The sequence below is a fragment of the Clostridia bacterium genome, from assembly GCA_026414765.1.
GTDB lineage: Bacteria > Bacillota > Clostridia > Acetivibrionales > DSM-27016 > SKW86.
Genome location: JAOAIJ010000043.1, coordinates 134,755 through 150,947 on the forward strand (window position 1 = coordinate 134,755; position 16,193 = coordinate 150,947).

Genomic DNA, 16,193 nt, shown 5'->3' on the forward strand with positions numbered 1-16,193 from the left:
AGATTGTTTAAAGTAACTGTTGACTTTAAGGGGAAGGAGAGATAAAATACAACCGAACAGACGTTCGTGTGATGAAAGGTACATATGAGAGGTAGACGGTATGGTATTGATTGGAACATCAGGTTATTCCTACAAGGATTGGATAGGACCTTTTTACCCTGAAGGCACAAAAGACAGAGAAATGCTTGATTATTACGTACATAACTTCAACTTTGTGGAGATCAACTCTTCATATTATCATATGCCCAGATTACAATTGTTTGAGAGTATGGATAAGAAAACTCCCCCGGATTACCAATTTGCTGTCAAGCTCTTTGGAGGGTTTACCCATGAGAGGAACCTGAGCCAGTATGAGGCTGACAAATTTAAATATTCAATCAGGCCATTGACAGAAAATGGAAAGCTTACGTGCCTTCTTGCACAGTTTCCGTATTCCTTTCATTGCAACAGAGACAATGTTGATTATCTTAAACGGATTAGAGAATGGTTTGGAGACATGGAAGTAAATGTGGAATTCAGGAACCAGAAATGGATAAGACAAGAGACCATAGAATTCTTGAAGAAGGAAAAGTTGGGATTTGTGGCTGTAGACGAACCTTCCATCAGAGGGTTGATAAAACAGGTGACAGCAGTGACTTCGAAGGTTTCATACTTAAGATTACACGGCAGAAATGCAGAAAAGTGGTATGGGGGCGAAGGCTCTGAACGCTATGACTATCTATACAGTGAGGATGAATTGGAGGAATGGCTTCCAAGGATAAGGGAGCTTGAACAAAATGCCCCTGTGACTGTTATAGCGTTTAACAATCATCCGAGAGGCAAAGCTGTAACAAATGCAAAAGAATTAGCGGCTCTTTTACTGTAGTAAAAATGTGATATTATCTGCAAGGTGAAAATATAAATAAAACAAATAAAAATTTCTTTACAGTATACCCGCAGTGATATATAATAAAAAAAACTTAATAATTCTGCTAGGGGTGCCTTTTTGGCTGAGAAAGAGAAATCTTAACCCTTTGAACCTGACGTGGTTAGCACCACCGTAGGGAAGCGATGATTAAATTTTAGTATTTTACGCTTACCTGTGCAGGTAAGCGTTTTTATTTTGTTCTTATATATCTGAAGAAAGGAAGGTGTCAGGTTTGAGAAGGAAGGATAAGGAGATTAAAGAGAAAGCAGAGATCGAAGAAATACTCCGACAGACTGATGTGTGCAGGATTGCTTTGTGTGAAGGCAATCAACCGTACATAGTACCTATGAATTTCGGTTACAAGGATGGAGTTGTTTATCTTCATTCGGCTAAGGAAGGGAAAAAAATAGATATCATAAGGGAGAACGGTAACGTTTGTTTTGAAGTAGAGGCTGGAGCGGAACTGGTAACAAATGATAAGCCCTGTAGCTGGACATACAGATACAGGAGTGTTATAGGTTTCGGAAAAGCACGTGTACTGGAAGGGTACGAAGAAAAAGTGAATGGTTTGAATATCATAATGAACCACTACACAGGAAAATCAGATTTTGAATTCGGACAGGAAGCTGTAAATGCTATAGTGATAATCAGAATAGATATTGAAGAAATAACCGGTAAGAAATCCGGATATTGATTACTATCGGAGGTAAATATGAACATAACGGTAAATGGAAAATGTGAGGAAATACAAGAAACACTAAAGCTATTGGATTTTTTGGAGGCTAAAGGGCTTGATCCTAAAAAGGTTGTTGTTGAGTACAATAATGAAATTATTAAAAGAGAAGATTGGGGTAGCGTATGGCTTAAGGATAATGACAAACTGGAAGTACTCAGATTTGTAGGAGGAGGTTGAAATAATGAGTGACAGGTTGATAATCGGGGGTTGTGAAATAACAAGCAGGCTTTTTGTCGGGACAGGAAAATTTCCTTCAAACAAGATAATACCGGATGTAATAAAGGCTTCGGGAGCACAGGTTGTAACTGTAGCTCTTCGCAGAATAGATTTCGATTCTGTAGAAGAGAACATGCTGAACTTTATTCCAGGGGAATGCATTCTTATGCCCAATACTTCAGGAGCAAGGAATGCAGAAGAGGCAGTAAGAATTGCAAGACTTGCAAGAGCAGCCGGCTGCGGAGACTGGGTAAAAATCGAAGTAGTGTCTGACAATAAATACCTTCTGCCTGATAACTATGAGACGCTGAAAGCTACAGATACTTTAGTCAGAGAAGGCTTTACAGTTTTGCCTTATATGAGTCCGGATCTGATGACAGCAAAAAGGCTTAGGGATGCAGGGGCAGCAGCAGTTATGCCTTTGGGGGCACCTATAGGGACAAACAAGGGGCTTAAGACGAGAGAATTGGTTAAAATACTGATAGATGAAATAGACCTTCCTATTATAGTTGATGCAGGCTTGGGAAAACCTTCAGAAGCAGCTGAGGCCATGGAAATGGGAGCGGCTGCCGTTCTGGTGAATACCGCTATTGCTACTGCAGGTGATCCGCTAATGATGGGGGAGGCTTTCGGATTAGCTGTAGAGGCGGGGAGAAAAGCTTTTGTTTCAGGTACAGGAGCTGTCAAGGAGTATGCGGAAGCGTCTTCTCCGCTTACAGGTTTTCTAAACAGCTTATAAATAAACATATCAGTTGATGAGGGAATGATTATCAATGAGTTTTTATAATACATACAAGCAATATGCAAAATTTGATTTTGACAGCTTCTTTAAAGAGGTTTCTGATGACAGGGTACTGGATGTGCTAAACAAAGAAAGAATAAACAGTATGGATTTTCTTACACTCTTATCAGATAAGGCAGACCGTTATTTGGAGCAAATGGCAGTTAAGGCAAAACAGCTGACGATACAGCACTTTGGAAAGGTGATCTTCCTTTTTACTCCTATGTATCTGGCTAATTTTTGTGTTAACCAGTGTGCTTATTGCGGGTTTAATGTTACAAATAAAATAACCAGGAGAAAGCTGAATCAGGATGAAGTTGAAAAGGAAGCTGAAAATATCTCCAAGACCGGATTAAGGCATATCCTGATACTTACGGGTGAGTCCAGAAAGGAAACTCCTGTTTCGTACATAAAGGATTGTGTAAAAATACTGAAAAAATACTTCAGATCAATCGCCATAGAAGTATATCCTCTCGAAGCCTTTGAATATGCCGAGCTCATTGAGGCCGGTGTAGACGGGTTGACTATTTATCAGGAAGTTTATGATGAACATACATATGATTTAGTACATTTAAAGGGGCCAAAGAAGAATTACAGTTACAGGCTTGATGCTCCTGAAAGGGCATGCAGCGTATCAATGCGCAGTGTGGGAATCGGAGCGTTGCTTGGTATGGAGGATTGGAGAAAAGAATCCTTTTTTTCAGGACTGCACGCAGATTATCTGCAAAATAAATACCTGGATACTGAGATAAGTGTATCACTTCCGCGTATACGGCCGCATGTAGGTCATTTTGAACCAAAATGCATTGTAAGTGACAGAAATATGGTGCAAGCCATGCTGGCATTGAGGATTTTTATGCCGCGTACCGGTATAACCATTTCCACCAGAGAGAGGGCGGAGTTTAGAAATAATCTTGTAGGACTTGGAGTCACAAGGATGTCTGCAGGCGTATCTACGGAAGTGGGCGGGCATGCTTCAGAAGAAAAGACAGAAGGACAGTTTAATATTTCTGACTGCAGAAGTGTTGAAGAGATGAAAGATATGATTTATATGAAGGGGTATCAGCCGGTGTTTAAAGATTGGCAGGCTATATGATTAGAGCTGTGATAAGTGTATAGAGTGTAGCGATTTTTATATACTTTTTTGCTGGCTGGACAGACTTTAATTTACAGGTGGTAAATATGAATTTTTTTGATAAGGCAGTGGCTGCTTACATAGGAGAAGACAGGCTGAGAAAGATACACGGCATAAAAGTCGGAATTGCGGGAGCTGGAGGACTTGGATCGAATTGTGCCTTCAACCTGGTAAGAAGTGGATTTAGAAAGTTGAAAATTGTGGATTTTGATGTAGTTGAGTCATCAAACCTTAACAGACAATTTTATTTTTCGGATCAGGTAGGAATATCTAAGGTTAAAGCGTTGAGTACAAACCTTAAGAGGATAAATCCTGATTTGGAGCTTGAGGTTGTAAACGAAAGGATTACCGGAGATAACGCAGAAGGTATGTTCGGGGATTGTGATGTTGTAGTAGAAGCTTTTGACAGGGCTGAGGCAAAAGCAATGATAGTAGAAAAATACTATAAATCAGGAAAATTTCTTGTTTCTGCATCAGGTTTGGCGGGATGGGGAAACAGCGATATTATCACTACAAGAATGATACATCCGAATTTTTATATCATAGGTGATTTAGAATCAGAGGTTAGTGAGATGTTGCCGCCTGCATCTCCAAGAGTGAATCTGGCAGCGGCTAAACAGGCGGATGTGATTCTAAACTGGGTAATTAACGAGTTGTAGCTTATTAATATATAAATCAATATGGGTGGTGGAAGTCTTTGAACAGAATACTTAGAATACTGGATGCAAATATAAATAGAGCTTCAGAGGGAATAAGGGTATTAGAGGACGTAGCAAGATTTTACTTTAATGATAAAAACTTGTCTGAAGAATTGAAAAAATTAAGACACAGTGTAAGAAAGGAAATCGGTGAACTTTCCTCTGAGTGCCTGAAAGAGAGAGATGCAGTGAAGGATGTAGGAATTGCTATTTCTCAGGAACTAAGGATGGACAACAAGTCATCTTTGTCGGAACTTATACCGGCGAATTTCAAAAGGGTACAGGAATCACTGAGAACTATAGAGGAAAATCTTAAGATTGCAGGAAAATATGAATTATCAAAGCTTTATGAGAGTTACAGATTTTCCTCATACTCGCTTGAAAAAGATTTTGCCGGAAAATGCATGTCAGAAAATAAAGTAAGGAAGCTTGAAACAGACCTTTACTGTCTGACTGCAGAGGAATACTCAAACGGGAGAAGTAATATTGAAGTTGTAAAAGCACTGATATGTGCAGGGATAAAAATAATACAATACAGAGAAAAGGACAAGAAACTGAAAGACAAATACAATGAGTGCCTGAAAATCAGACAGATGACAAAGGATGCAGGTGTTACCTTCATTATAAATGACAATACAGATATTGCACTTATGATAGAAGCAGACGGTGTACATATTGGTCAGGATGACCTGCCTATAGAAAGGGTAAGGGAGCTTGTCGGCGAGGAAATGATAATCGGGCTTTCAACTCATTCGCCCGAACAGGCTATTGATGCCGTGAAAAGAGGAGCTGATTACATAGGAGTAGGCCCATTATACAGAACCTTTACAAAAAAAGATGTTTGTGAGCCTGTAGGCCTGGAATATCTGGATTATGCGGTAAAGAACATAAAAATTCCTTTTGTAGCTATAGGTGGAATCAAAGAACACAATGTAAGGGAAGTATCGGAAAGAGGTGCTGGACTTATAGCTATGGTAACTGAGATTGTAGGTGCTGGCGATATTGTTAAGAAGATAGAAAGTGTACGTAAAACAATCAGTAAAGAACATACATAAATAATCCGTTGTTTTAATTAGAAATTATAAATTTGGGGGCGAATAATATGAATTATACAACACAGATGGATGCAGCAAAAAAAGGGATTGTAACCGGCCAGATGTCTGCTGTAGCCGAAAAAGAGGGCAAACATGTTGAAGAAATCAGGAGTTTGCTGGCAGAAGGCAAGATAGCCATACCTGCAAATAAAAATCATAAGAGCCTTGACCCTGAGGGAATAGGTCAGGGTTTAAGAACCAAGATTAATGTAAATCTGGGAATATCCAAGGATTGCTGTAATTTCGATTTAGAATTTGAAAAGGTAAAAAAGGCTCTTGAACTAAAAGCTGAGGCAATAATGGATCTCAGTTCTTATGGAAAAACAAGGGAGTTCAGGAAAAAACTTATAGAGATGTCGCCTGCTATGATAGGAACAGTCCCTGTATATGATGCGGTAGGTTTTTATGATAAGGAGTTGTCAAGCATTACAGCAGAAGAATTTCTGGACGTGGTTGAAAAACACGCACATGATGGTGTGGATTTTATGACCGTACATGCAGGAATAAACAGAGCTACTGCAGAACGTTTCAAGAAGAATGGCAGGCTTACAAACATAGTGTCTCGAGGGGGTTCACTCATATTTGCATGGATGGAACTTACCGGGAATGAAAACCCCTTTTATGAGTATTATGATAAAGTGCTGGAAATAATGGAAAAGTATGATGTGACCATAAGTCTTGGAGATGCGTGCAGGCCCGGAAGTATTAATGACTCAACCGACGCTTCCCAAATAGAAGAGTTGATTGTTTTGGGAGAACTTACCAAAAGGGCTTGGGCTAAAAATGTCCAGGTTATGATTGAAGGACCGGGGCATATGGCTTTAAATGAGATAGCTGCCAATATGGTATTGGAAAAAAGGCTTTGCCACGGTGCGCCGTTTTATGTTTTAGGACCATTGGTTACTGATGTAGCACCCGGCTATGACCATATTACAAGTGCTATCGGTGGTGCCATAGCTGCAGCAAACGGTGCGGATTTCCTGTGTTATGTAACTCCTGCAGAACATTTGAGATTGCCTGACCTTGATGATATGAAGGAGGGAATAATAGCATCAAAAATAGCTGCTCATGCGGCAGACATTGCAAAGGGCATAAAAGGAGCAAGAGAATGGGATTACAAAATGAGTGAAGCAAGAAAAAATCTGGATTGGGAAGGAATGTTCAGTCTTGCCATTGATGGAGAAAAACCGCGGAAATACAGAGAAAGTTCTCTTCCGGAACATGAAGACACCTGCACGATGTGCGGAAAAATGTGTGCTGTCAGAAATATGAATAAAATTCTTAAAGGCGAGGATGTAAACATATTATAGTTCCCTATAAAAAAGGTCATGCACTAAATATGCATGACCTTTTTATTTTTAATAACATAATTACTTACCTGCTAATTGTGATTCTGCCATCTGTATAAGCTTCTTAGTGATATTTCCGCCAACCCTGCCTGCGTCACGAGCTGCTAAATCTCCATTATAACCCTGCTTTAGATTAACGCCTACCTGAGAAGCAATTTCATATTTCATTTTGTCAAGAGCATCTGCTGCAGCTGGAACTACTTTCTGATTATTATTATTTGCCATGTTATTTTCACCTCCTGGCTTTGAGATAACAGATCTTTGAGTATATGGACAGTTTCAGAAAAGCTGAAATATCCACATCTCTTTCGGAAATACATTTATATTAACAACTTGCAATGTATTTCCTGTAATATTATTTTGATAAAAATCAAGAATTTTATTGCAAGAATATTATGGTATAAAACAGATTAACGGCATTACTAAATATTTATTTATATTGTTGGAGGATTTTTTAAAATTTATAACGAATATATCTGATTGTAAGCAAGACATTTGAGTTAGTTACGTGACAATTAATTAATAATTCATTATAAACTCAATCAACCCTTAATGTTTTATTACTGGAGGCTTCATGTTCTCATTAAACATACAAAATGATGCAATATTTTTTAAAGATATAAAACTGGAACACTTGCCTTATATTCTTCAATGGTATAATAAGGTTGACGATTTCAAGTTTGCTACGGGAATAGATACTCCTATGACTTTGGAAATGCTTACAAAAAAATATGCTGAAGTTGCTATATGCAGTAATGAGTTTTTTGTAGGAATTTTTGATAGATGTGAAAGTAAGATGATCGGTATTTTAAAAGGAAGGCTTCACTATAAGGAAAAGGATGCTGTTTGGATAAGTTCCCTGGCTATCGACAGCCAATATCAGCGCAGAGGCTTCGGGAGTTCGGCATTAAGCCTGTTACTGAGTTATTTAAAACAGAAAAACATGGTAAAATCCGTTTATCTGGCAGTTATTGAAGAAAATATCCAGGGTAAGAGTTTTTGGGCTAAACATAATTTTCAGGTTCTCAGGAAAATAGAAAAACATATAAAACTCCATGACCGGCAACAAAATGCGATTATTATGTACAGGCACATTTAAGGTATAAAAGCAGCATAGCTGCTTTTTCTTTACAATAAAGCATTTTAGCATTCTGCAAATAACATAACTCAATTATTCTTTAGTTGTCTATAGGTATTACGACTTATAGTATGACCCATAAACCCGATCTACTTTAGTAAGAAAATATTATATGGATCATTCCATGATTATGATACAATTTAGTAGAAGGATTTTATGTCACTTAAGATAGAGACTTCCTAATACAGGTAAATCATGGAAAACGCTAAATAGGTTTGACAAACCAATTTTGGAAGGGTATAATATCTGTGAACATAAAAAACCAAAAAAAGCTGAATCCTCTTTAAAAAAGAGGTACGGAGGAACCAAATTTTGGGGTTAATCCAAGCTTGAAGCAGAAAACATGATGCTGAGTATTGTCGGAAAGCGAAGAATATTTTCGGTTTTTCTGATAGTTTAACTTCATACATCTGAATTTTTGTTTTAGGTAAGGTAGGGGTGATCCTATTACCCGAACCCGACAGCTAACTTCGGAAGCTAAAATAGGAGGAAAAATATGTTTAGTCTCAGAAAATTGCTATTCAGTTCTGCGGTACTAGTGCTTGTCCTAAGTTTATGTACAGGTCTTACGTTTGCAGACGGCAGCAAGGCTACAACTACAGATGACAGGGTAAATATCCGCGAGGAGGCAAGTACCGATGCAAAGGTGCTTGAAACCATCAGCAATAAGGGAACTTCTGTAACTGTTATCTCATCTTCGGAAAATTGGGTAAAAGTCAAGTACAATGGAGTCACAGGATGGATTCGGAAAGATTTACTATCCATAAAACCCGAAGAGAAGAAAACGGTAAGCGGTACAGGAGTAGTAAAAGCTGAAACCCTTAATGTAAGGAGCAAGGCTGATTTGTCAGCAGGTGTCGTAGCTAAACTTAAGGAAGGCGAAAAGGTGAGCATACTGGATCAATCCGGTGAGTGGTATAAAATTAAGACATCGGATGGAGAAGTAGGATGGGTTTATGCTGAGTATATCTCTACAAAAAAGGCTGATGTATCGAGAGGAAGCAAATCATCAAGAGGTGACGATGCAGACCGCAGTAAAGCGGTTGCAGAAGATGATGAATCAGTTGCTGATGAAAATGATACTCAGGAAGATACGACTACAGGCCAGGAGATAGTTGCATACGCTAAAAAATTTATCGGTACAAAATATGTATACGGTGGAGATTCTCCGAAAGAAGGCTTTGACTGCTCAGGATTTGTAAAATATGTGTTTGCACACTTTGACATCAAACTTGAAAGGACTTCCGCAGATCAGGCTACACAGGGCAAGAAGGTTAAGAAAGCTAACCTAAGAATCGGTGACCTTGTTTTCTTTGACACAAATGGTGGACGCAGCAATATAAATCATGTGGGAATATACATCGGTGATGGAAAGTTCATTCATGCTTCTTCACCAAGATACGATGTAACAATTACTGAACTCTCAGATGATTATTATGCAAGGTCATATATGACATCAAGAAGAATAATTAACTAAGAAGTTTTAAAAAGGCTCCTTTAAAAGAGGAGCCTTTTTGCATACTATAAATTGATTTTTTTGCGGGGTGAAGTGTGAACAGACCTTTACTGCTATTTTCTATTGCATTAATCATGGGAATCCTTACTGCGTTCTATTCCGGCTCAATTTTGATTATAGTATTTTTTACAGTAATTATATCTTTAATATTAATATTTCTAAAGAGGCAGCTGGGCCTAAAAGGCTATCTTGTAGCAGGAATCATCACTTTTTTTTTATTAGGTACTATAGAATATCTCTTTGTAAGCAGCTCTATTGAAAATAGATTTTCAGGATTTATTGGCGAGAATGTAAGTTTGAGAGGATATCTTGTATCTGAACCGGATATAAAGGAACAAAAAATTACTTACGTGATGAAAACTTATGAAATAGCAGCAGAAGAAGATATAAAGGAGGTAAAAGGAAAAGTCCTTGTTACTGTCTTGCGAGGAGAAAACAGTAAAATTTACAGATATGGTCAGGAATTGGAAATCAGCGGTGTACTGAGGCTGCCAAAAGGAAGCAGAAATCCCGGAGGGTTTGATTACAGCAGGTATCTCGCAGGTGCAGGAATATCTGCGACAATCTTTTCAAGGGAATACAATATAAGACTACTTGGTAGTGTAAAAAGAAATATTCTTATAAAATCCGGGTTGTTTTTACGTGAAAGAATAGTCAGTGTCGTTAACAGTAGTTTGCCAAAGCAGCAGGCAGGGTTGCTAAATGGGATGCTGATAGGACATAGGGACGGTTTGGAAGATAATGTACAGGAAGCTTTCTCTAACGCAGGCCTCTCTCATATAATGGCGGTTTCAGGCTCAAATATCGTTTTTATTATATTTCCATTAGCCTTCTTTTTTAAGAGGATAGGGGTGCGAAAAAATCAGTCAAATACGATAATAATACTAATACTGATTTTGTTTGTATATATTACCGGTTTTTCTCCTTCTGTCGTCAGAGCGGTAATTATGGCAGTAATAGTGCTGACTGCACAAATTATTAAAAGGGAGCCTGACGTTTTCACAAGTATTGCCCTGGCTGCTGTGATACTTCTCTTGTACAATCCCTATGTACTATTTGATGTAGGATTTCAACTCTCTTTTGGTGCTACACTTTCATTGGTTCTATTTTATAAAATAATCAAAGAAAAGTTAAGTTTCAGTTTCATACCCAAGCTTCTGACTGATTTGCTGGCTGTTACCTTTGCAGCACAAATAGGGGTATTGCCCATAACCGCTTATCATTTCAATAAGATATCCGTTATTTCAGTTTTTTCTAATATTTTCGTAGTTCCGTTAACAGGTGTAATTACTGTACTCGGTTTCATACTGGCCATAGTTGGGCAAATAAGCCTGCTCTTTTCTAAATTGATAGGATTGTTTTGCAACACTCTTCTCACTTTCATACTGTATGTAACCAAGATATCTTCCGAATTACCGTTTGCAGCTTTGAAACTGGCTACACCCGGTATTGTTTTGATATTAACCTATTATACTGCGGCATTTTATTTTCTGTGGTACAGGCCTATACACAGACCGGAAAAAAGGATTAAACCGGTATACTGTGTAATGATTTTCATGTTGATAATCGGTTCTTTCTTTATTTATAAAATCCTGCCGGGACGTCTTGAGGCTGTTTTTGTAGATGTAGGCCAGGGGGATTGCACATTCATAAAATCTCATACGGGAAAAACAATACTTATAGACGGTGGCGGATCAGGTGCAAATACCGGAAGTGGAAGTGATATAGGAGAAAATACGGTTATACCGTTTCTTTTTGATTATGGAGTTACCAGCATTGATACAGTTATTGCGACTCATGGGCATGAAGACCATATTGGAGGACTTCTGTATGTTTTGGGTGAAATGAATGTACGGAAGCTGATAATACCCGATATTTTTGACAAAAAAGAATTCAAGAAGCTTATTGATATGGCAGGCAGAAGAGGGATACCAGTATATAAATGCTCAAAAGGTGACATGATCAGGTTGGACAGTAAAACATACCTTGAGGTTATTCACCCTGTAAGGAATTTTAAAATTGATAAATCATATTCAAATAACAGCTCTTTAGTGTTAAAATTGAAATACAAAGCAATCAGTATACTTTTTGCCGGTGATATAGAAATGGAAGCTGAAGATATACTGCTTGAAGATAAATCAGATTTGAAGGCAGATGTTCTGAAGGTTGCACATCATGGCTCACTATATTCCACAAGTGAAGCGTTTATAGATTCAGTGAGGCCAGAAGCGGCAGTTATTTGTGTGGGAAACAATAACTTTGGGCATCCGGGAATGGGCACCTTAGACAGAATAAGAAACAATAACATAGAAATATTTAGGACTGATGAGTGCGGAGCGGTGATGTTTGCTTCCGACGGAGAAAAAATAAGTGTCAGAAAAACTATCGGAGAGATGAAATGAGTATAGATATTTTAAAAGATGATATAAAGAATAAAAGGATTAAAAATCTGTATCTTTTTTACGGACCGGAGGAGTATTTAAAAAAGTATTATCTTGAGAGTTTGGAAAAAGAAATTCTCAGCGATGATATGAAAGCTCTTAACAAAATAGTTCTTGAAGGAAAGGCTGATATAAAAAGAATATCTGAAGCCTGTGAGACAATGCCTGTTTTTTCAGAAAGAAAAATTGTCATAGTAAGGAATTCGGGATTGCTGAAAGCAAAGAAAAAGCAGGATGACGAGGGAAAGGGAAAACAGGGTGACGACAGTCTGGTTTCATATTTGCAGAACCTGCCCGAATACACCTGCCTTGTTTTTTTTGAAGAGGAAATAGATAAAAGGGTAAAGGTTATAGATATCATCAAAAAAAACGGATTAATTGTGGAGTTTGTATTTCAGAAGCCTGTAGAGCTTGTTAAGTGGGTTTCAAAAGTTTTTAAGACTTATAAGAAAGAAATCGACCCTGTTTTGGCTTCACGTATGGTAGAAAACTGTGAACAGGGAATGACGGAAATACTTAATGAAATAAATAAGGTTGTATTGTATTTGGGTGATAGACAACGGGTAACAAATGATGATATAGAAAAAATATGTACTAAATCTATAAAAGGAAGAATATTTGACCTTACCGATGCTATAGCTGAAAAGAATACGGCTAAAGCTTTGAAACTTCTTAACGATATGATAATACTCAAAGAACCGATCCCTAAGATACTGTTTATGATTACCAGGCAGCTAAGGCAGGTTTTAGAAATGAAACTACTGAACAATGAAGGACTGAATTCCGGTCAGGCTGCCACAAAGATGGGAATTACACCATATGCAGCAGGAAAGATATCAAAGCAGACCAGGGTTTTTGATGTAGAAAACCTAAAAGGAGCGATTGAGGAGAGCCTTGATATGGACCTGGCGATAAAAACCGGAAAAATCGATGAGCGTATGGCTGTTGAATTACTGATAAGCAAGCTTTCCAAATAGCAAAATAAAAAAAACGTACCCATGTACGTTTTTATTTATTTGCAGCGTTTAACGCTTTTGTCAACCTGGATTTTCTTCTCGCAGCGGTGTTTTTATGTATTAAGTTTTTAGCTGCTGCCTTGTCTAACGCCTGGATAGCATCCTTTAAAACTGCTACTGCTGAAGAATCGTTCTTCGCAATGCTTTCCTTGCATTTTCTGATTGTAGTCTTTAAAGCGGATTTCCTTACTGTATTCTTTAAAGTCTTAACCCTGGTTACTTTAACTCTTTTAATTGCGGACTTAATATTTGGCAAACCTTTCACCTCCTGCGACCATAATAACATCAAACATTGTACCATGAAAAAAACTAAATTGCAAGGGGAAAAGTGCTCTGTTAACTTAAAATATTGTAAAGTTAATAAAAAAAACCAGTTAGCGCAATAATAAATTAGTATTAAAGATTGTTAGGAGTGATATCGGATGACAAGCAGAAACATAAGAACAGATCTTGCATTGGAAGCGAATGAGCTTTTCAAGCAGCAGGCAATGAATGAAAAAATTGACGAAAGTGGTGTGCCTCCTGGAGTAGATATAGAAAATGCAGGTACTGAAGACATAAAAATAACCAGAGTCAGGGTTACTTCACCTACAGGAGAGGCATCTATAGGAAAGCCAATGGGGAATTATATAACTCTGGAGGTTCCGGGATTAAGATACAATGATCAGGAGTTGTTTGAAAATACATGTAAAGAACTCGCAAGAGAACTGGCTGGCCTCGTCGAACTTGGAGAAAAATCTACTGTGCTCGTTGTAGGCCTTGGGAACTGGAATGTGACACCTGATGCACTTGGACCCAAAGTGATATCAAGTATGATGGTAACAAGACATCTTCTGGAATATGTACCTGAGCAGGTTGACGATGGAGTCAGGCCTGTTTGTGCTATTGCGCCAGGTGTATTGGGCATAACCGGTATTGAAACAGGAGAAATAGTCAGGGGTATAGTAGACCGTATCAAGCCGGAAATGATAATTGCGATAGATGCATTGGCATCAAGGAAAATGGAGCGTGTAAGCACAACTATTCAAATTGCAGATACTGGGATAGCTCCGGGCTCGGGAGTAGGAAACAAAAGAATGGAGCTTTCCAAGACCACTCTGGGGATTCCTGTAATAGCAATAGGAGTTCCAACAGTTGTAGATGCCGCAACAATGGCAAATGACACAATAGATCTTGTGCTCGACAGCATGATAAAGCAGTCACCCCATGGGTCTGAATTCTATAATATGCTTAATACCATAGACAGGGATGATAAGTATCAGCTGATACAGGAGGTGCTGAACCCGTATATAGGAAATCTTATAGTGACACCCAAAGAAATAGATGACATTATAGAAAGAGTGTCAAAAGTTATAGCAAATGGGCTAAATATAGCACTGCACAAGGGAATTACACTACAGGATGTGAACAGGTATGTACACTAAATAACATAAAAACTTGACTGCTATTATGGAAAATATTATTATATAAAGAGTAGTCAAGTTTTTTTATACAATCAATACAGCATTCAATGTAATTCTCAAATATGGGGAAGATATGAAAAAAGCTAATGTTCAGAAAAAAATTTTTAGCAAACGTATTAAACTGATTCTTTTATTATTCATTGCATCTTTGTGTATACTTTCTTCACATGATTTGCTTAATCCAGATATGAATCGCAGAGAGGCAGCTGTCGCTCATAAAGACAGTAATCCTCAAAGAGGCTCCGAACGGGAGTATGGACTATATCTTGCTGGAAGAGGTTTGTTTGATGACAGGAACAGAACCGGAGTCTATAATCAGGAAATACCTGTCGGCAAAGCAGCAGGAGCGGTAGTTGCTATAGATCCCGGACACGGTGGGAAAGACTGTGGAACGAGTTTTGAGAAGCTGGAAGAAAAAGATATCAGTCTGGATATTTCATTAACATTAGGTGAAATGCTTGAAAAAGCAGGAATACATGTTTTGTATACACGGGAAGAAGATGAGTACATAGGACTCGGCAAAAGAGCAGAAATTGCAAATGAAGCGGGCGCAGATCTTTTTTTAAGTATTCATTGTAATAGTATGGAAGACGATACAAGCTGTAATGGAAGTGAGACGTTATATAAAAATAAAAAATCTGAGACAGGTAAGGTAAGCTCTAAAAAATTTGCAGAGATCATACAAGGAGAATTACCTGGTGCTATCAGTACAAAGGATAACGGTATAAAACTCCGTCCACGGCTTGCTGTATTGGTAGCAACTGATATGCCTGCAATTATAGCCGAGGTCGGCTATATATCCAATGAATCCGACAGGGCAAAGCTTGCTTCGGAGGAATATAGAAAGAAGGCAGCAGAGGCTCTGTATAGGGGTGTTATCAAAGCATTGAATGAAATGAAATAAATTGAATTAATTTCTTTAGGGTTTGTATAAAAGAGAGAAAGGGTTATCCTTTCTCTTTTACTATCGATGTTTTTAATGGGAGACATGGTATATGAAAAAGATGACAAGATATTTGTTGATTTTGGTAGCTGTAGTCGTACTCTGGAATACTGTAATTATAAGACCTTTAAAAATATTCACTGTGTTTTTACATGAGCTGGGACATGCTTTGATGGCTGTTGTTTTTGGTCATGGAATCAGTGGTTTTAGGGTTAACTTAAATGAGAGCGGTTATACGATAGCTCAGTCAAAAGGCTGGTTTTCATCGTTTATGATAGCAAATGGGGGGTACCTGGGAAGTATTCTTTTTGCCTTGCTTATCATATACTTAAGCAGGACAGGCTTTAAGAAATATATACTTGGCACCGTTGCAATAGCCCTGCTTGCTGTTACCCTCAGGTTTTCAGGACCGTCATTTTCATTACTGTACTCAGTGGTATTTGCAGTAGCAGTTATTCTGCTATATATGATACAGAATGAAAGAATAAATGAATGGGTCATAGATATAATAGGCATATCCTCAATTGCATATGCTGTATATGATACTTTTGTAGATACTATTCTGCTTCAGATAAACAGGTTTTTTCATGTTATTAAAGGCTGGAACGGAAGCAGGCATATGACTGATGCGATGCAGCTTGCTGAGATGACTAAAATACCTGCGATAATATGGGGAATAATATGGCTTGCAATTGCATTTATAGCGATAAATGCAGTACTCTTAAAAACACCTAAAGCGTACAAGGGGAGGAAATAATAA

At 38.0% G+C, this 16,193-nt stretch carries 17 protein-coding genes and 2 riboswitches; of the genes, 15 read left to right on the top strand and 2 right to left on the bottom strand.

The window, feature by feature from the left end; all coding sequences use genetic code 11:
* Nucleotides 1-100 precede the first annotated feature (100 nt).
* The 8 genes from N3I35_16785 to thiC all read left to right on the top strand — a co-directional run bounded on the left by N3I35_16785 (nucleotide 101) and on the right by thiC (nucleotide 6,877).
* Complete coding sequence (locus N3I35_16785) at nucleotides 101-865, top strand: DUF72 domain-containing protein (GenBank protein MCX8131736.1); 765 nt, start codon at nucleotides 101-103, stop codon at nucleotides 863-865.
* Nucleotides 866-963: 98 nt separating this feature from the next.
* A riboswitch (TPP riboswitch) is annotated at nucleotides 964-1,063 on the top strand.
* A 67-nt stretch (nucleotides 1,064-1,130) separates the two neighbouring features.
* Entirely contained in the window at nucleotides 1,131-1,601 is a 471-nt protein-coding gene (locus tag N3I35_16790; protein ID MCX8131737.1) for a pyridoxamine 5'-phosphate oxidase family protein, read from the top strand.
* A gap of 18 nt (nucleotides 1,602-1,619) precedes the next feature.
* Nucleotides 1,620-1,820 (top strand): sulfur carrier protein ThiS, encoded by a 201-nt coding sequence (thiS, locus tag N3I35_16795; GenBank protein MCX8131738.1) that lies wholly within the window; start codon nucleotides 1,620-1,622, stop codon nucleotides 1,818-1,820.
* 4 nt (nucleotides 1,821-1,824) lie between these two features.
* Nucleotides 1,825-2,598 (top strand): thiazole synthase, encoded by a 774-nt coding sequence (locus N3I35_16800; GenBank protein MCX8131739.1) that lies wholly within the window; start codon nucleotides 1,825-1,827, stop codon nucleotides 2,596-2,598.
* 34 nt (nucleotides 2,599-2,632) lie between these two features.
* Nucleotides 2,633-3,736: a 2-iminoacetate synthase ThiH gene (gene thiH / locus N3I35_16805; GenBank protein ID MCX8131740.1), complete on the top strand. Its 1,104-nt coding sequence runs from the start codon at nucleotides 2,633-2,635 to the stop codon at nucleotides 3,734-3,736.
* Between the two features lie 86 nt (nucleotides 3,737-3,822).
* Nucleotides 3,823-4,434, top strand: a complete 612-nt coding sequence (gene thiF / locus N3I35_16810) for a sulfur carrier protein ThiS adenylyltransferase ThiF (protein ID MCX8131741.1) — start codon at nucleotides 3,823-3,825, stop codon at nucleotides 4,432-4,434.
* 38 nt (nucleotides 4,435-4,472) lie between these two features.
* The gene (locus N3I35_16815) at nucleotides 4,473-5,528 is read left to right on the top strand and encodes a thiamine phosphate synthase (GenBank protein ID MCX8131742.1); all 1,056 of its coding nucleotides are present in this window, start codon (nucleotides 4,473-4,475) and stop codon (nucleotides 5,526-5,528) included.
* Nucleotides 5,529-5,575: 47 nt separating this feature from the next.
* Nucleotides 5,576-6,877, top strand: coding sequence for a phosphomethylpyrimidine synthase ThiC (gene thiC / locus N3I35_16820; protein MCX8131743.1), 1,302 nt, complete (start codon nucleotides 5,576-5,578; stop codon nucleotides 6,875-6,877).
* Nucleotides 6,878-6,937: 60 nt separating this feature from the next.
* Here the strand turns inward: thiC and N3I35_16825 are convergent, their stop codons facing one another.
* Nucleotides 6,938-7,141 carry an alpha/beta-type small acid-soluble spore protein gene (locus N3I35_16825; GenBank protein ID MCX8131744.1) on the bottom strand — a complete coding sequence of 68 codons (204 nt, stop codon included), beginning with the start codon at nucleotides 7,139-7,141 and terminating at the stop codon, nucleotides 6,938-6,940.
* 349 nt (nucleotides 7,142-7,490) lie between these two features.
* Between N3I35_16825 and N3I35_16830 the strand changes: the two genes are divergently transcribed.
* The 4 genes from N3I35_16830 (at nucleotide 7,491) to holA (ending at nucleotide 12,988) form a co-directional block, all read left to right on the top strand.
* Nucleotides 7,491-8,015 carry a GNAT family N-acetyltransferase gene (locus N3I35_16830; protein MCX8131745.1) on the top strand — a complete coding sequence of 175 codons (525 nt, stop codon included), beginning with the start codon at nucleotides 7,491-7,493 and terminating at the stop codon, nucleotides 8,013-8,015.
* Between the two features lie 299 nt (nucleotides 8,016-8,314).
* Nucleotides 8,315-8,548: riboswitch (cyclic di-AMP (ydaO/yuaA leader) on the top strand.
* A gap of 2 nt (nucleotides 8,549-8,550) precedes the next feature.
* A complete protein-coding gene (locus N3I35_16835) occupies nucleotides 8,551-9,531 on the top strand; it encodes an SH3 domain-containing protein (GenBank protein ID MCX8131746.1) in 981 nt (326 codons plus the stop codon).
* 74 nt (nucleotides 9,532-9,605) lie between these two features.
* Nucleotides 9,606-11,972, top strand: a complete 2,367-nt coding sequence (locus N3I35_16840) for a DNA internalization-related competence protein ComEC/Rec2 (protein ID MCX8131747.1) — start codon at nucleotides 9,606-9,608, stop codon at nucleotides 11,970-11,972.
* On the top strand, nucleotides 11,969-12,988 hold the full coding sequence (gene holA, locus N3I35_16845) for a DNA polymerase III subunit delta (protein ID MCX8131748.1): 1,020 nt from the start codon (nucleotides 11,969-11,971) through the stop codon (nucleotides 12,986-12,988). Before N3I35_16840 ends, holA begins: the two co-directional genes overlap by 4 nt.
* Before the next feature lie 31 nt (nucleotides 12,989-13,019).
* On the opposite strand, the gene rpsT is transcribed toward holA, so the two are convergent.
* The gene (gene rpsT, locus N3I35_16850; protein ID MCX8131749.1) at nucleotides 13,020-13,283 is read right to left on the bottom strand and encodes a 30S ribosomal protein S20; all 264 of its coding nucleotides are present in this window, start codon (nucleotides 13,281-13,283) and stop codon (nucleotides 13,020-13,022) included.
* A 166-nt stretch (nucleotides 13,284-13,449) separates the two neighbouring features.
* On the opposite strand from rpsT, the gene gpr reads away from it, so the two are divergent.
* The 3 genes from gpr (at nucleotide 13,450) to N3I35_16865 (ending at nucleotide 16,190) form a co-directional block, all read left to right on the top strand.
* The gene (gpr, locus tag N3I35_16855) at nucleotides 13,450-14,451 is read left to right on the top strand and encodes a GPR endopeptidase (protein MCX8131750.1); all 1,002 of its coding nucleotides are present in this window, start codon (nucleotides 13,450-13,452) and stop codon (nucleotides 14,449-14,451) included.
* A gap of 112 nt (nucleotides 14,452-14,563) precedes the next feature.
* Nucleotides 14,564-15,394, top strand: coding sequence for an N-acetylmuramoyl-L-alanine amidase (locus N3I35_16860; GenBank protein ID MCX8131751.1), 831 nt, complete (start codon nucleotides 14,564-14,566; stop codon nucleotides 15,392-15,394).
* Between the two features lie 91 nt (nucleotides 15,395-15,485).
* Nucleotides 15,486-16,190 (top strand): M50 family metallopeptidase, encoded by a 705-nt coding sequence (locus tag N3I35_16865; GenBank protein MCX8131752.1) that lies wholly within the window; start codon nucleotides 15,486-15,488, stop codon nucleotides 16,188-16,190.
* The last annotated feature ends 3 nt before the right edge of the window (nucleotides 16,191-16,193 follow it).

What these genes read in the sequence shown, in the direction of transcription:
- N3I35_16785 (MCX8131736.1), top strand. Translation starts at nt 101, where the DNA reads ATGGTATTGATTGGAACATCAGGTTATTCCTACAAGGATTGGATAGGA.
- thiS (MCX8131738.1), top strand. Translation starts at nt 1,620, where the DNA reads ATGAACATAACGGTAAATGGAAAATGTGAGGAAATACAAGAAACACTA.
- N3I35_16800 (MCX8131739.1), top strand. Translation starts at nt 1,825, where the DNA reads ATGAGTGACAGGTTGATAATCGGGGGTTGTGAAATAACAAGCAGGCTT.
- thiH (MCX8131740.1), top strand. Translation starts at nt 2,633, where the DNA reads ATGAGTTTTTATAATACATACAAGCAATATGCAAAATTTGATTTTGAC.
- thiF (MCX8131741.1), top strand. Translation starts at nt 3,823, where the DNA reads ATGAATTTTTTTGATAAGGCAGTGGCTGCTTACATAGGAGAAGACAGG.
- thiC (MCX8131743.1), top strand. Translation starts at nt 5,576, where the DNA reads ATGAATTATACAACACAGATGGATGCAGCAAAAAAAGGGATTGTAACC.
- N3I35_16825 (MCX8131744.1), bottom strand. Translation starts at nt 7,141, where the DNA reads ATGGCAAATAATAATAATCAGAAAGTAGTTCCAGCTGCAGCAGATGCT.
- N3I35_16830 (MCX8131745.1), top strand. Translation starts at nt 7,491, where the DNA reads ATGTTCTCATTAAACATACAAAATGATGCAATATTTTTTAAAGATATA.
- N3I35_16835 (MCX8131746.1), top strand. Translation starts at nt 8,551, where the DNA reads ATGTTTAGTCTCAGAAAATTGCTATTCAGTTCTGCGGTACTAGTGCTT.
- holA (MCX8131748.1), top strand. Translation starts at nt 11,969, where the DNA reads ATGAGTATAGATATTTTAAAAGATGATATAAAGAATAAAAGGATTAAA.
- gpr (MCX8131750.1), top strand. Translation starts at nt 13,450, where the DNA reads ATGACAAGCAGAAACATAAGAACAGATCTTGCATTGGAAGCGAATGAG.
- N3I35_16860 (MCX8131751.1), top strand. Translation starts at nt 14,564, where the DNA reads ATGAAAAAAGCTAATGTTCAGAAAAAAATTTTTAGCAAACGTATTAAA.
- N3I35_16865 (MCX8131752.1), top strand. Translation starts at nt 15,486, where the DNA reads ATGAAAAAGATGACAAGATATTTGTTGATTTTGGTAGCTGTAGTCGTA.